This window comes from Aeromonas sp. R2-2 (genome assembly GCF_040908355.1).
GTDB classification, from domain to species: domain Bacteria; phylum Pseudomonadota; class Gammaproteobacteria; order Enterobacterales; family Aeromonadaceae; genus Aeromonas; species Aeromonas veronii.
This window is the reverse complement of the sequence record NZ_JBFODQ010000011.1, coordinates 1-15,018: the sequence shown is the minus strand read 5'-3', so window position 1 is coordinate 15,018 and position 15,018 is coordinate 1. Positions and strand designations below refer to the sequence as shown.

The following is a 15,018-nucleotide window of genomic DNA, read 5'->3' as shown; positions in this document are numbered from 1 at the left end:
GTGCGAGGCAAGTTCAAATCCCTGACCATGGTCAACTGGAACGGCTTCTTTGCCCGGACCTTCGATCTCGACCAGCTGGTCACTACCCTGTCCGGCGGCAACGGCGCGGGCAAGTCCACCACCATGGCGGCCTTTATTGCAGCGCTCATCCCCGACCAGTCACTGCTTCACTTCCGCAACACCACGGAAGCGGGCTCCAGCAGCGCCTCCCGTGACAAGGGACTCTACGGCAAGCTGCAGCGCGGCCACTGCTATTCCCTGCTGGAAGTGATGAACAGCCGCGAACAGCGGATCTGGGTCGGCGTCCACCTCGAGCAGGTGGCCAACCGCGACAACAAGGTCAACATCACCCCGTTTGCGCTGGTGGATGTGCCGGAAAATCTGGCTCCGACCGATCTGCTGCTGGAGAAGCTCGATGGCGGCAAGGGGCGGGTGCGCGCCTTTACCGACCTGAAAGGGGCGGCCGCCGAGCTGGGGGCGCTGAAAGTCGCCAAGTTCAATACGGTGACCGACTATCACAACTTCATGTTCGAGTTCGGCATCACCCCGAAGAAACTGCGTGATCAAAAAGATCGCGGCAAGTTCTATCGCCTGATCGAGGCATCCCTCTACGGCGGCATCTCCTCGTCCATCAGCCGTTCCCTGCGCGAATACCTGCTGCCGGAGAACTCCGGGGTGCGCAAGGCGTTTGCTGACATGGAGGCGGCCATCTATGAAAACCGCCGCACGCTGGAGGCGATCAAGGAGACGCAAGGTCAGCGGGATCTGTTCAAGAACCTGATCACCGAGACCACCCACTATGTGGCAGCGGACTATGTGCGCAACGCCGCCGAGAAGAGCCGCCTCTCCGAGCTGGCCCTCAAGGCTCGCCAGGAGCTGGCCGACAAGCGCCGCATTCTGGCCGAAGAGAAGCAGCGCGCCATCTATCTGGCGGATGAGGTGGAGCAGCTCACCAACCGCGAAAAACTGCTGACCGACGAGCTGGAGTCTGCCTCTGAGCATCTGGCCAAGGTGATGGCGGCTGTCAGCTTGCAGAAGAAGATCGAGATGTATCGCGCCGATCTGGCGGATCTCTCTGACAAACTCGAACAGCAGCAGGCGGTAGTGGAAGAGATCCACAGCCAGCTGCTGGAAGTGGAAGAGCGCAAGGAGCTGGCGCAGGCAGAAGTCGACAGCCTCAAGACCCAGCTGGCCGACTACCAGCAGGCGCTCGATATCCAGCAGACCCGCGCGATCCAGTACCGTCAGGCGGTGCAGGCTCTCGATGCTGCCCGCGAGCAGTGCGAGCTGCCGGGGCTGACCGCCGAACAGGCGAGCGACACCCTGCACCAGTTCCGCGCCGCCGAGCAGAGTCTCACTAGCCGGGTGCTGGGGGCCGAGCAGCAGCTGGCGCTGGCCAAGGCGGCAGTGGCCGAGCACGAAGCGGCGCTGGCACTGCTGCTCAGCATCGCTCCGGAAACAGTGCGCGAGGCCGCCTGGCCCACAGCCCAAGCGCTGCTCAAGCGTCACATCGAAGACAAGGCCCGTATTGCCCAGGGGCAGGGGCTGCGCGCTGCGCTGGCTCGCCTCGAGAAAGAGAGCGAAAGCCAGAAGAGCCTCTTCAAGCTGCGTGACGAGCTGCAGCAGGCCTCTGGCCAGCTTATTGCCAGCAGCGACGAGCTGGAGATCTTCCTCGAAGCCCAGCGCACCCGTCAGGAGGAGCTCTCCGAGCAGCAGGCCGAGGTGAATCAACGCCGCGCCAGCCTCGAGCATCAGGGTACCCAGCTGGGTCGCGATATTGCGGAGCTCACCAAGCTTGCGCCGCGCTGGCTGAAATCCTTTGAAAAACTCGAGCAGCTGCGCGAGCAGAGCGGTCTGCCTCTCGCTACCGCTGAAGAGCTTTCGGCCGGCATGCAGACCGTGCTCGACAAGGAGCGCGAGTTCGAGCAGGAGAGCAACCGCATTGCTGCGCAGAAACAGGCGCTGGAGCTGCAAATTCGCAACCTGCAGTTGGGAGCAGGCGAGGCGGATCCCCGTCTTGCCCGCATCGCCGAGCAAGTGGGGGGCGTGCTGCTCTCCGATGTCTATGACGACATCTCCATCGATGATGCCCCTTACTACTCCGCACTCTATGGCCCGGCTCGCAGCGCTCTGGTGGTGCTCGACCTTGAGGGGGCCATCGAGCGGCTGAAAAAGCTCGAAGATTGCCCGGAGGATATCTACCTCATCCAGGGCAACCCCGACTCCTTTGACGAGGATCTGGTGGAGGCAGACGAGCTGGGCGATGCCGTGCTGGTGCGCACCAGCAAGCGTCAGGTGCGTTTCTCCCGCTACCCCGAGCTGCCGCTGTTTGGCCGCGCCGCCCGGGAAAAACGGATCGAGCAGCTCGACCTTGAGCGCGAAGGGCTCATCGAGGGTTACGCCAAGGCTGCCTTCGAGCAGCAGAAGTATCACCGTCTCTACGGTCACTTCCGCGATTTTATCGGCCAGCATCTGGATATCGCCTTCCGTCCCGACCCCGAAGCCGAAGTGCAGGCCAAGCAGGCCGAACTGCGCGCGCTGCAAGGGGCCATCGGCGAGTGCGACAAACAGCTGAGTGATGCCAAAGCGGCCGCCGCCCAGCTGACTCGTCATATCCAGCTGGTGCAGGGGATGCTGCCCTTTGCCCACCTGTTTGCCGAGACTGATCTGGCTGCCCGCCTCGAGGCGGCTCATGCCGACGTTGAGGCCCTGAAACAGGCCGAAGCCTTTATCGCCAAACACGGCAAGTCGCTGGAGAAGCTGGAAACCATGGTGCAGGTGCTGCGTCAGGATCCGCAGGATCTGGCCGCGCTGCAGGCTGCCTATGATGAGGTGAGCGACCTGCTGGCCGAGCAGAAGCGCCGTTGCTACGCCCTCGATCAGCTGGTGGCCCGTCTGCCGCACTTTGCCTATCAGGATGCGCAAGACCTGCTGGGCAAGGCCTCCGAGATGAGCGAGCGACTCAAAGAGAAGCTGAAAGCGGCCGAGCTTGCCGCCCGCACCGCTGGCGAGCAGCACAAGCAGATTGCCCTGCGTCACACCGAGGCGTTGCAGCTGCGCACTGCGCTTAACTCCAGCGTCGAAGCCAAGCGCCAGACCCTGACCGAGTTCGAGCAGGAGCTGGCGGCCATGGGGCTGACCCTCTCTGATGACATGGAAGAGAAGGCGCGCGCCCACAAGAAAGAGATTGAAGAGCTGCTGATCCGCACCCGTTCCCGTCGCACCAGCGCCGAGGCCCAGTTGCAGGTAACCAAGCGCGAGATCGAGTCCCTCGGCGGCCGTCTCAAACTCGAAGGCAAGGATTACTACAGCGCCCGTAAGTCTCTGGTGGGCCACAAGGCGAGCTGGTCGCGGGTGGTGCGTCTGGCGCGGGAGACCGACGTCGAGAAGCGCCTCAACAAGCGCGAGCTGGCTTATCTCGACAGCGACGAGTTGCGCTCCATGTCGGACAAGGCCCTCGGCGCCCTGCGGGTGGCGGTGGCCCACGACGAGGCCCTGCGCGATGCGCTGCGTCTCTCTGAGGGCAACCGCAGCACCGAGCAGAAGGTCGCCTTCTACGTGCAGGTCTACCGTTACCTTAAAGATCGCATCCGCAACGACATCATCCGCTCCGATGATCCGGTCGAGGCGATCGAGGAGATGGAGATCGAGCTGGCCCGTCTGGCTGACGAGCTCAAGCAGCGGGAAACCCATCTGTCGCTCTCCTCTCACGAGGTGGCGGCCAAGATCACCAACATTATCCGCCGCGAGCAGAACCGCATCCGGGTGCTCAACCAGGGCTTGCAGAACATCGCCTTCGGTCTGGTGCGCGGGGTGCGCCTCAACGTCAATATCCGCGAGGCTCACACCCGTCTGCTGACGGCACTGGCCGATCAAACCGCCATGCACAACGATCTGTTCGCCGACAAGGAGCTCAGCTTCTCCGAGGCGATGGCCAAGCTGTTCCAGCGCCTGAACCCGCAAGTAGAGCAGGGGGATCGCAGCTATCAGGTGATGGGCGACGTGCTGCTCGACTATCGCAACTATCTGGAGTTGGAGATCGAGGTGCAGCGCGGGGCCGATGGTTGGTTGCGGGCCGAGAGCGGGGCGCTCTCCACAGGCGAGGCGATCGGTACCGGTCAGGCCATCCTCTTGATGGTACTGATCAGCTGGGAGGAGGAGTCCCGCCGTCTGCGCGGCAAGGACATTGCACCCTGCCGTCTGTTGTTCCTCGACGAAGCGGCCCGTCTGGATGGTAAATCCATCGCCACCCTGTTCGAGCTGTGCGAGCGGCAGGATATGCAGCTGCTTATCGCGGCGCCGGAGAACATCAGCCCCGAGAAGGGCACCACCTACAAGCTCATCCGTAAAGTGCAAGGCAAGCACGAGCATGTGCATGTGGTCGGCCTGCGTGGCTTCGGCTTTAGCGATGACAAGCTGATTGCCTGAGATGTCTCTGGCCCATCCTGACACGGGATGACTGGTAACTAGTCGAAAGGGAGGCATTTGCCTCCCTTTTTACATGGAAGATATGGCAAAGTAGCCGCACGGTCGCTGCTGCCAGACAACAAGGCGAGTAACATGGTGAGTGCCTTGGAGCTATGGCAAGGTGAGAGCTCCCGCCTGCAAACGTGTCGCCAGCGTCACCGGCCGCATCGAAGATGCAAAAATAGCGCAGAGTGAAAAGAAGAGAGGAGAGGGGAAGGTGCAATATATCCAGAAAGGGCTGTTGTTATCTCTTTGTCTGCTGCTGACGGCCTGTAGCAGCCGTTATGACGAGAGCCACGGCGGCAGCTGGCGCGGCTATAGCGAAACCGGCTATGCCAGCTATTATGCCGACCGTTATCATGGCAAAAAGACCGCCAGCGGCGAGTTATATCGTAACAACCTCAATAGCGCCGCCCATATGGAATTGCCCTTTGGCTCCATGGTGCGGGTCACCAACCTCGCCAACGGCAAGAGCGTAGTGGTCAAGGTCAATGACCGCGGCGCCTTTAAAAGCGGGCGTATTATCGATCTCTCCAAATCGGCTTTTAGCACCATCGGCAATATTCGTGACGGGATTATCAAAGTAAAAATAGAAGTGCTCTAGGCTGGGTGAACCCGTTTATACACGAAAATGGATGTTGATGAATGATCTTGGAAGGCTGACATCGACCAGTCAGCCTTTCGGTAGATAAAGATATAACATTGATATGGATCAATATTTAATTCAGCTAAAAATGGATTTGTTATCAATGGAAAAAATCGATGATCGTGATTGATATTTATTTTAGCTTATCTCGCCTGTTCGGCCTTACTATGGGGCAAACGGAGGGATTAGTGATGATTATCTATGGTAAATATGGTGGTGCAGCGCTGAGAGCTGTTCATCTGATGGTGCAGAATAATTATGGGCATGCCACCGCCTGGGATATGGCTATTGCTGAAGCATTTGGTGGTGATATCAGTACAGGAAAATTCAAAAATAATCCAAAGGTAGCTTTTTTGACTCTTTGCAGTCTTGGTTGTATCAGTTGCATCATGCCAGTTCATTATGTAGCTGCGACCAAAACCAGAGCATATGTGTTGGCTGCCATTGATTTATTGTCACACAAGGATATTACCAAACCGATCAATCCCGAGCAGTTATGGCTGGAAGTGATCTCGGCCTGTAAGAGCGGCAAGGTTGTGAAGCATAACAATCAGATGGATGTCATTCTGACACTTTGGTATGCCGGTGTGCTCAATCCCGAGTGGGATAGGGATGCCATCAGGATAGATTATCGACGAATATAAAAAGCCAAGGTAATGAATACCTTGGCCATGAAACATCAATTGGTTTTGGTCAGGGATGCACTATCGGAGTGTGCGAATGGCTTGCCATACACCATCAGGTTGGTGGTTTGACTGTATTTGAGGAGATCTTTCTCTGAGAAGTCCAGAGTCATCGAGAAATCCGTGGTGGAATCATTAATGGTCATATAATTGCTTTCCGCAATACCGCGCTTGCCCATCTTGAACTCGATTTTGTTACCCGCTTTGCCTTCAGTGACCACACAGACTGCACGAGGTATACAGTATGAGTTGTAAACAAGCTGATTGGTCTTGTCATAAATCAGATAACCGCGTTGGTCATGAAATTTCCCATTATCGCTTTTTCTGAATACTTCCTGTTTGTAATACATGGCTACCAGATATTGTTCGCTGGCATTTTTAGCATCGGCAGCCGGTTCAAAAGTAATGACTTCGTAAAAGGGTTCCACTGCCGGCCCCCCTTTACCAACTTTGCTACCCTCTTGGCCGGGTGCTACATCTACACCACCAGCATCGGTGCTTTTCCATGTGCCAGCCAACTGAGCTAATGGACCAAAATCCAGACCGTTGATAATAGTGCTGGACTCTGCGTGAGCGAGCGTAGCACAGGTAATTAATGCTATGGGTAAGATAACTTTATTCATTGTGATAACTCCACCACTAATAATGACTTGCGAATAAATATGTTCAGCAAAGTAATTGTTATAACGGGCCAAGGATGTGGTCAATGATATTGAGTGATGGTGGTTCGTTTTTGTGAGGTATGATTTGCTTTTTCGTGGCTAAATAAATCGAATTTGATATAAGACAATGTTGTATTTTTTCATCGCGCTTCCTCAGATATATCGTGATAGAGATAAAGGAACATTGACATGATGCGATGATCATTATGTCTCCGGCGTGAATATTTCACTCAGCCCCATCAATTGAAGGCGATAGCCACTAACTTTGCGGCACCCTGACCCCTTTATCGAGATAGAGGCTGCTGTAGTGGGCGCGGTGGGTGACAAACATCACCTGATGGCGGCTGCCGTCGGAGAGGATAATAAAATCCCCCGCCTGAGCGGGGCTTTGCAAGGTGATCTCCTGCTCGGGGGCGGTCAGGCGATCGACATCATCCTTGAAGGTGAGGGTGTAAGAGTACATATGGCGCTCCACTGCTGGCTCATATCAAACACTCCGTTGAAGGTAGTTGCTGGCAAGGGGGCGCGCGGCGCCCGATTGGCGCTGTTAGACCAAATAGCGGTGATGAGAACGCGTATGGCTTCAGTCGGGTTGTTCTGCTGAGGTGCGCTTGAGGCGTTTACATCAAGGCCATTGGTATCAAAACGATGGTAAAGGGGCGAAAGGGGGATAAAAAAACCGCCTATTGGCGGTTTTTCTTATTCGATGGGCCCTACTTCAGGGCCTTCTTCAGCTTCTTGATCTTGCCTTCATGCTTGGCAATTTTCTCAAGACGAGCGGCGATCTTCTTCTTGATCTCTTTCTTGCTTGCTTTGGCCATCGGTGGCGCTCCTTTGCAGTGGGGACACATGAGGTGTCAGTGTGGGTCTTCCCTTTGACGTCCCAGAGTGCCACAGGGCTCCTTTGTGAACCAGCACTCTGTTGCTTTAATAGCCAGTTCGCTATAACTGCAAGGGGCTGAGCCAGCGCAGCAGTTGCTGGCCAACCTGCGGGTTGGCGAGCAGGGCCATATGACTGGTGCGATAGATAATCAGGGTATGGGCGGGCAGAAAGGCCAGCTGATGGCGCGCTTCGTTGTGCTGACCGAGGGCGCTGCGTAGCGGCACCAGTCCATCGCCAATCAGCCGGTCGGCCAGCAGGCTGCGCTTGGCGGCAGTGGTTGCGGCGATGGCATAGCAGTTGACGCTGCAGGGCAAGGGGAGTGGGACGCGGGGATCGCGCAAGGGCGCGGCGGGGTCGGGTTGGGCCACTTCATCGATCACCTTGCCGTGGCGCAGATCCTTGATGCCTGCACTGCGCAGCCGTGCCAGCCTGACGAAGGGTTCGCTGTAGGCGGTAGCGGGCAGCAACTGTTCCAGCCAGTGACCGGCATGTTCGAGCGGCGCGCCGTGGTGTGGTGTGCCGAGAAATATCAGGTTGGCAAGGTGCGCAGGCCAGGTGAGCCCGGCCACGCTGGCATGGTGGCAGGCGCTGCGGGCAACCAGTCCACCCATGCTGTAGCCCATTATCGTTATCTCTTTGAGCTCTCCCGGCCAGTGGGCGAGCAACGGCTCCAGCAACAGGGCAAGTTGCTGCCCGTTTTGTGCGATGGGCAGGCCCGAGTTGTAGCGCAAATAAAGAGGCAGATAGCCAAGCGCGGCGGCAAGTTGCTCTCCGTGATTGACCGGTTTGCCTTGATGCTCGGTCTGCCACTGCAGATCGTTCATGCAGAGGCCATGGATCATCAGCAGCACCCGTCCCTCGCGGGGTAGATCCTTTGGCATCGCCTGCCAATCGAGGGGCTTGCCCTGATAGCGCAAGGTCATGGGGGTGGCGAGGGCATTGTGGTACTCGACCAGCTTGTCCCCCAACACGCCGTTGAGCGTGGCGATCAGGGCCGCACGTTTGGGCGTCTCGGGAATCTGGTGGGGCGGCGGTGTGGCTGGCAGCCGGCTGAGCAGTTGGTTGATGCCGCTGCCCAGGGTGTTGGCGGCGCCATGTACCCCCTTGTAGACCAGCCCGGTGATCCCGGCTGTTTTTCCCTCATCTCCTCCCTTGAGCCCCATACCGCTCAGTATCGCCTGATGTACCGCTTCGGTGATCTCTACCGCGGCGGGCAGCGCCAGAGTCAGCAGGTGCGCCAGCTCGCGGATATCCGAAAGATGCCAGGAAGAGGATGGCGAGGGGTCTGTGGCGTCGGTCATGGCAAGCCCTTGTGAAAGCGGGTGTCGCGTTGTCGTGCCGCGAAGAGCGCAGCGTATCTCTATATCAAGCCAGCTTGCGCCCTTTGTAGCGGGTTTACCAGTACGGGGCATGCATGGCGGGGCTGATAAGGACCGCTTGCGAAGCCGATCACGGTAATGACAGGGAAAATCACCTCTACTTCGTCATATGAAGCTACATGGAGAGGTGAGGATGTCGCTGTTTGATGAGGTGCAGGTACAGGCGCTCTGTGCAAAGTTGCTCGATAGCCAGAACGAGAAGGGGTGCTCCCTTGAAAGCAGGCATGGCCGCAAGTTGAAAGAGTTGTTGCAGACGAATTGTGGGTTAAGACCTTTTGGGCGAAGCGCTCGTCATGTATTAACCGAGGCGGGACGGGCTTATCTGATCAGACAGCTGGCGCAGGTCGTTCCCCCCGAACTGGACAAGCGTAAGCAGTTGCAACGAATGGGAGTGAGTTTGCCTGCACGGCTTAATCAGGCCTGCTTTTATGCCCTCTGGCATGGGGACAGCAAGCATTCGCGGTCAGCATCCCTTGCCGCGCCACAGCTTGCGGAATTGTCGCTCACGCAGGATGAGGTGATCCGCATCCGTACCCTCGAACCGCTCTCACTGGTCGATCAGCAGGGTCAGCAGCACGATATGACGGCAATGATGGCGCTGCTGGGGGAGTTGGCGTTGCCGGAGCGGACTCTGGGCACGCTGGCGGCCATCGGCTGGCAAGGGGAGCGGGTCATTACGGTGGAGAACAAGGGGGCCTTTGTCGACTACCCGCTGCAACCCGGGCAACTGCTGCTCTTTGCTCCCGGTCGCAATACCACCCTGGCCAAACAGCTGATCCCGCTGCTGCCTGCGGGCGTGCAGTGGGTCCATTTCGGCGATCTCGATCAACGGGGTATCGATATTGCCATCGAGCTGGCGCGTGAGCTAAATCGACCGGCCATGCTCTGGCTTCCCTGTGAGCTGCAACCTTATCTGGATCACTACGCCCGCCCTGTTCGCACCTTTGCAACGGACAGTGGCAAGGTGCCCTGGCGTGTGACGACGCAGGCTGATCATGTCGATGGCCATGGCACTCCGGCAGGCGTTCCCTGGCTTGATAAACTGATCACAGACGGGACTTGGCTGGAGCAGGAGGTATTGATTCTGGCCCCTCACTGGCGGAGCTGGTCATTGGACGCGATGGGCAATCAGGTGTGAAACGGGGAGCCCGCGCTCCCCGTCATTTCGTGGTCAGCTGTTTACTTGGCGTTGATGGGCCCCTTGGTGCCGGCATCATTATCGACCCAGCCGTCTTCACCCTTGATGCGGCGATCACCCTGAATGGTGTAGATGACCATGCCATCCTTGAACACCAGCGCGCCATCAGATTTCTTGGCATTGACCTTCTTGTCGTTGACCCACACCTGATCCTTGCCATCGATGTGGATATTGGCCACGGTGGCGCCGGTTTGGGGGAAGGTGGCGATCCAGTTGCCCGCATAGGGGCTGGCGCTGGTTGCCGCGGCCGGAGCATTGCCAACACCGGCAGCTGCGTTCTCAGCCTTGGTTTTGTTGATATCGCAGCCATTAAGCTCGCTCACCTGAGTGCAGCCCGAGCGCTCCAGCTTCTGCTCATAGCTCAGATTCAGACCGCCCTCCGCGGCTGGGGCGGCCGCGCTAAATCCCGCCTTGGCATTTTCCGCTTTGGTTTTGTGAATGTCACAGCCCTGCGCCTCGGTGACCTGGGTGCAGCCGGATCGTTCCAGTTGCTCGGCATATTTGGCACTGATTGCGTGGGCAGGGGCTATACCGAGCAGGGTCAGGGTGATGAGCAGAGCAGCATTCCTGAACATAGATAATCCCTCAAATATGTAAGTCATGCAGGTTCATCCGCGCAGTTGCGGCAGTGAACGTCGGCCTCTCCTGAGCATCCGATACAGATGCGCAGCTGGCGTATTCACGTTAGCACCTTGGGCCAACCGCGCCCAGCGATGTGGCCGGAAGATAAGGCGAGAGGTGATACGGGTGGGGAGTGCAGGGGAGGTTAAATAGCAGTGACATTGCTGCAGAAGAGGTGGTAACAAAAGAGCAAATCGCTGCACGGCATTATCATAATGATAACGACAGCCCCGCTGATATCATTTCAGCCCTTGAAACTGACCATTGATGATAATTCTCACCAACGCCGAGATATCACCTCTGATTATTATCACCTTGCTATTTTATGGCTTGGCTGTTCCGCTCGCCTTTTTATTGAATAAACCGCTTAAATAGCCGCTGATTTTGTGGGTGGCATCACATACTTTCGCCATTTATTAATATCTGCCTGCATTTTATTGGTTTGGCACGGTTATTGATTGCCTCATATCGACGCTAACCGACGCGCTCACCCACAACCGGGATGCTGGTGACATCGTGAGTGAAAGGGGAGCTATCCATATCTCATCCAATGATTGGGGCGAACGATGAAAGCAGTTAACGAATTAATCAAAGAGATCAGAGCACTCAAATCCAACCTGCATGAAAAAGATTTTCTGCTGACCTGGGAGCAAACGCCTCAGGAGCTGGAGCTGGTATTGAAATTGGCCGAATCCCTCAAGACCCTGCGCGCCGAAAATATCTGCACCAAACTGTTTAACAGCGGGCTCGGTATCTCGGTTTTCCGCGATAACTCCACCCGAACCCGCTTCTCTTACGCCTCTGCACTGAACCTGCTCGGTCTGGCCCAGCAGGATCTGGACGAGGGCAAATCCCAGATCGCCCACGGTGAGACCGTCCGTGAAACCGCCAATATGATCTCCTTTTGCGCCGATGCCATCGGGATCCGTGACGACATGTTCCTCGGTGCCGGCAACGCCTATATGCGCGAAGTGGGCGCTGCGTTGGATGAAGGATTCGAGAAGGGGGTGCTGCCCCAGCGTCCGGCACTGGTCAACCTGCAGTGCGACATTGATCACCCGACCCAGTCCATGGCTGATCTCGCCTGGTTGCAGGAGCACTTCGGTAGCCTGGAGAGCCTCAAGGGCAAGAAGATTGCCATGACCTGGGCCTACTCCCCCAGCTACGGCAAGCCGCTCTCCGTGCCCCAGGGCATCATCGGTCTGATGACCCGTTTCGGTATGGACGTGACCCTGGCCCATCCGGAAGGGTATGACCTGATCCCGGACGTGATCGAAGTGGCCAAGGAGAATGCCAAGGCATCCGGTGGCAGCTTCCGCCAGGTCACCTCCATGGAAGAGGCGTTCAAGGGTGCCGATATCGTCTATCCCAAGTCCTGGGCTCCCTACAAGGTGATGGAGCAGCGCACCGAGTTGCTGCGTGCCAATGACCACGCCGGTCTCAAAGAGCTGGAGAAACACTGCCTTGAGCAGAACGCTAAGCACAAGGATTGGCACTGCACCGAGGAGATGATGAAGCTCACCAAGGGTGGCGAAGCGCTCTATATGCACTGCCTGCCCGCCGATATTTCCGGCGTCTCCTGCAAGGAAGGGGAAGTAACCGAAGGGGTATTCGAGAAATACCGTATCGCCACTTACAAAGAGGCGAGCTGGAAACCCTATATTATCGCCGCCATGATCATGGCCCGTAAATTCTCAGCCCCGGCAGAAACCCTGGAAAATCTGATTAAAGAGGCGCAAAAGCGGGTGAAATAAATAACGGCAGGGCAGGGTGAATATTCATCCTGCCCACGCTGTCGAACCCATTATTTTGAGTTTTCTCCCCGTGGTATCTGAATAACGGATCTCCCGGCGAGGCAGCTCTTTGTCAGGTAACGCCTAGTGAGGTAAGCATGTCCCAATTTTCTTTGAAGATGGATATTGCCGATAACCGCTTTTTTACCGCCGAGCCATCTCCGCTGTTTTCTCGCGCCGAAGCACAAAAGGCTCGCGCTTTTCATAAAAAACTGGCCGGTTATGAGCCGACCCCCTTGTGCGACCTGAAAGATCTGGCCGCCTATATCGGGGTGAAAAATATATTGGTCAAGGACGAGTCAAAGCGCTTTGGCCTCAATGCCTTCAAGATGCTGGGTGGCGTTTATGCCATCGCCAACCTGCTCTGTGAAAAGTACGGGGTGGCCATCGAGGATTTCTCCTTCGATCTCATCAAACGCACCATCAAGGAGCCGATGACCTTCGCCACAACCACGGATGGCAACCACGGTCGCGGCGTCGCCTGGGCCGCCAAGCAGGTAGGTCAGCATGCGGTGGTCTACATGCCCAAGGGCTCGGCCCAGGAGCGGGTTGACCACATCCTCAATCTCGGTGCCGAGTGCATCGTCACCGACATGAACTACGACGACACCGTGCGTCTGACCATGAAGATGGCCGAAGAGCGCGGCTGGCACATCGTTCAGGACACCGCCTGGGAGGGTTACACCAAGATCCCGACCTGGATCATGCAGGGTTACTCCACCCTGGCCGATGAAGCGGTCGAGCAGATGCAGGCCATGGGCATCAAGCAGCCGACCCACGTGCTGCTGCAAGCCGGGGTCGGGGCGCTGGCGGGCGGGGTGCTCGGTTATCTGGTGGACTGCTTCGGGGCGAAAAATCTGCACAGTATCGTGGTCGAGCCAGATCAGGCCGACTGCATCTACCGCTCCGGCGTGGCGGGGGAGATGGTCAATGTGGGTGGCGATATGCGCACCATCATGGCCGGTCTCGCCTGCGGCGAACCCAACCCCCTTGGCTGGCCACTGCTCAGAAGCTGCACCACCCAGTTTATCTCCTGCCACGACAAGGTGTCGGCGCTGGGCATGCGGGTGCTGGGCAACCCCCTTGGCAATGATCCGCGCATCATCTCCGGCGAATCCGGCTCGGTCGGCACCGGCGTGCTGGCGGCGGTGCGTCACCACCCGGACCGCGCGGCGCTGATGGCTCGCCTCGGGCTGGATAGCAACTCGGTCGTGCTGATCATCAACACCGAAGGGGACACCGATGTGACCCACTATCGGGAAGTGGTGTGGGAAGGCAAGCATCCTGCCTGCGATTAACCCCGGCTGCGAGTAACTCCCTGCGAGAGCAGAGACTCGAATTGAAGAACTGATCGCGCCTCGCCAACGGGGCGCGGTAACGGGCACAGGGCGCTGCCGACGAACAGGCCGCGCACTCTCAGTTGTTATGGAGAATCACAATGAGCAAGCAAATTCCGTTTGAAATGGTGTTGGAGAAGGCCTACCAGTACAAGGCCGAGATGAGTCAGTTCCTGCGCGACATGATTGCCATCCCGAGCGAGAGCTGCGATGAAGAGCGCGTCGTGCTCCGCATCAAGCAGGAGATGGAGAAGGTTGGCTTTGACAAGGTCGAGATCGACCCCATGGGCAACGTGCTGGGCTATATCGGCCACGGCCCGCACCTGATTGCCATGGATGCCCACATCGATACCGTGGGCGTCGGCAACATGGCCAACTGGAAGTTCGACCCCTATGAGGGGATGGAAGATCACGAGATCATTGGTGGTCGTGGCGCATCTGACCAAGAAGGCGGCATGGCCTCCATGGTTTATGCGGGCAAGATCATCAAGGAGCTGGGGCTGGAAGATCAGTACACCCTGCTGGTGACCGGTACCGTGCAGGAGGAGGATTGCGATGGCCTCTGCTGGCAGTACATCATCGAGCAGAGCAAGATCCGCCCCGAGTTCGTGGTCAGTACCGAACCCACAGACTGCCAGATCTACCGTGGCCAGCGTGGCCGCATGGAGATCCGCATCGATGTGCAGGGGGTCAGCTGCCACGGCTCCGCACCGGAGCGCGGTGACAACGCCATCTTCAAGATGGGCCCCATCCTTGGCGAGCTGCAGGAGCTGAGCCACAACCTCGGCAATGACGACTTCCTCGGCAAGGGCACCCTGACCGTCTCCGAGATCTTCTTCACCTCCCCAAGCCGCTGCGCCGTGGCAGACAGCTGCGCCGTCTCCATTGACCGCCGCCTCACCTGGGGCGAAACCTGGCAAGGGGCGCTCGACGAGATCCGCGCTCTGCCAGCGGTAAAAGCCGCCGGTGCCGAGGTCTCCATGTACCAGTACGACCGTCCGGCCTACACCGGTCTGGTCTACCCGACCGAGTGCTACTTCCCGACCTGGAAGGTGGAAGAGGATCACATCACCGTCAAAACCCTCTCCAAGGCTTATCGCGAGCTGTTCAACAAGGAGCCGGTGGTGGACAAGTGGACCTTCTCGACCAACGGGGTCTCCATCATGGGTCGCCACGGTATTCCGGTCATCGGTTTTGGCCCGGGTAAAGAGCCGGAGGCCCACGCCCCGAACGAGAAGACCTGGAAAGAGCATCTGGTCAAGTGCGCCGCCATGTACGCCGTGATCCCCATGCTCTATCTGGCCGAGCTGGACAAGTAAGGGGGCCGCCGGGCGGTGACTCTCATCACC

General features: G+C 57.8%; 11 protein-coding genes. 7 read left to right on the top strand and 4 right to left on the bottom strand.

Features of this window, described 5'->3' with window-relative positions:
* The 3 genes from mukB to AB5Z09_RS01995 all read left to right on the top strand — a co-directional run bounded on the left by mukB (position 1) and on the right by AB5Z09_RS01995 (position 5,757).
* The gene (gene mukB / locus AB5Z09_RS02005; RefSeq protein ID WP_368194521.1) at positions 1–4,428 is read left to right on the top strand and encodes a chromosome partition protein MukB; all 4,428 of its coding nucleotides are present in this window, start codon (positions 1–3) and stop codon (positions 4,426–4,428) included.
* A gap of 256 nt (positions 4,429–4,684) precedes the next feature.
* Complete coding sequence (locus AB5Z09_RS02000; RefSeq protein WP_368194524.1) at positions 4,685–5,071, top strand: septal ring lytic transglycosylase RlpA family protein; 387 nt, start codon at positions 4,685–4,687, stop codon at positions 5,069–5,071.
* 158 nt (positions 5,072–5,229) lie between these two features.
* The gene (locus tag AB5Z09_RS01995; protein ID WP_368194520.1) at positions 5,230–5,757 is read left to right on the top strand and encodes a hypothetical protein; all 528 of its coding nucleotides are present in this window, start codon (positions 5,230–5,232) and stop codon (positions 5,755–5,757) included.
* A gap of 35 nt (positions 5,758–5,792) precedes the next feature.
* On the opposite strand, the gene AB5Z09_RS01990 is transcribed toward AB5Z09_RS01995, so the two are convergent.
* The 3 genes from AB5Z09_RS01990 to AB5Z09_RS01980 form a co-directional block, all read right to left on the bottom strand.
* Positions 5,793–6,419 (bottom strand): heme-binding beta-barrel domain-containing protein, encoded by a 627-nt coding sequence (locus AB5Z09_RS01990; protein WP_368194519.1) that lies wholly within the window; start codon positions 6,417–6,419, stop codon positions 5,793–5,795.
* 298 nt (positions 6,420–6,717) lie between these two features.
* Positions 6,718–6,921, bottom strand: coding sequence for a hypothetical protein (locus tag AB5Z09_RS01985; protein ID WP_043820263.1), 204 nt, complete (start codon positions 6,919–6,921; stop codon positions 6,718–6,720).
* A gap of 479 nt (positions 6,922–7,400) precedes the next feature.
* Entirely contained in the window at positions 7,401–8,642 is a 1,242-nt protein-coding gene (locus AB5Z09_RS01980; protein WP_120414334.1) for an alpha/beta hydrolase, read from the bottom strand.
* Between the two features lie 211 nt (positions 8,643–8,853).
* Here AB5Z09_RS01980 and AB5Z09_RS01975 point away from each other — a divergent pair, with 211 nt between their 5' ends.
* A complete protein-coding gene (locus tag AB5Z09_RS01975) occupies positions 8,854–9,858 on the top strand; it encodes a Wadjet anti-phage system protein JetD domain-containing protein (RefSeq protein ID WP_323918570.1) in 1,005 nt (334 codons plus the stop codon).
* A gap of 41 nt (positions 9,859–9,899) precedes the next feature.
* Here the strand turns inward: AB5Z09_RS01975 and AB5Z09_RS01970 are convergent, their stop codons facing one another.
* On the bottom strand, positions 9,900–10,493 hold the full coding sequence (locus tag AB5Z09_RS01970) for a hypothetical protein (protein WP_323918569.1): 594 nt from the start codon (positions 10,491–10,493) through the stop codon (positions 9,900–9,902).
* Between the two features lie 612 nt (positions 10,494–11,105).
* Between AB5Z09_RS01970 and ygeW the strand changes: the two genes are divergently transcribed.
* The 3 genes from ygeW (at position 11,106) to AB5Z09_RS01955 (ending at position 14,988) form a co-directional block, all read left to right on the top strand.
* Positions 11,106–12,293 (top strand): knotted carbamoyltransferase YgeW, encoded by a 1,188-nt coding sequence (gene ygeW / locus AB5Z09_RS01965; protein ID WP_368194518.1) that lies wholly within the window; start codon positions 11,106–11,108, stop codon positions 12,291–12,293.
* A gap of 137 nt (positions 12,294–12,430) precedes the next feature.
* Entirely contained in the window at positions 12,431–13,630 is a 1,200-nt protein-coding gene (gene dpaL / locus AB5Z09_RS01960) for a diaminopropionate ammonia-lyase (protein ID WP_323935367.1), read from the top strand.
* A 140-nt stretch (positions 13,631–13,770) separates the two neighbouring features.
* Positions 13,771–14,988: a YgeY family selenium metabolism-linked hydrolase gene (locus AB5Z09_RS01955; RefSeq protein WP_120414330.1), complete on the top strand. Its 1,218-nt coding sequence runs from the start codon at positions 13,771–13,773 to the stop codon at positions 14,986–14,988.
* The last annotated feature ends 30 nt before the right edge of the window (positions 14,989–15,018 follow it).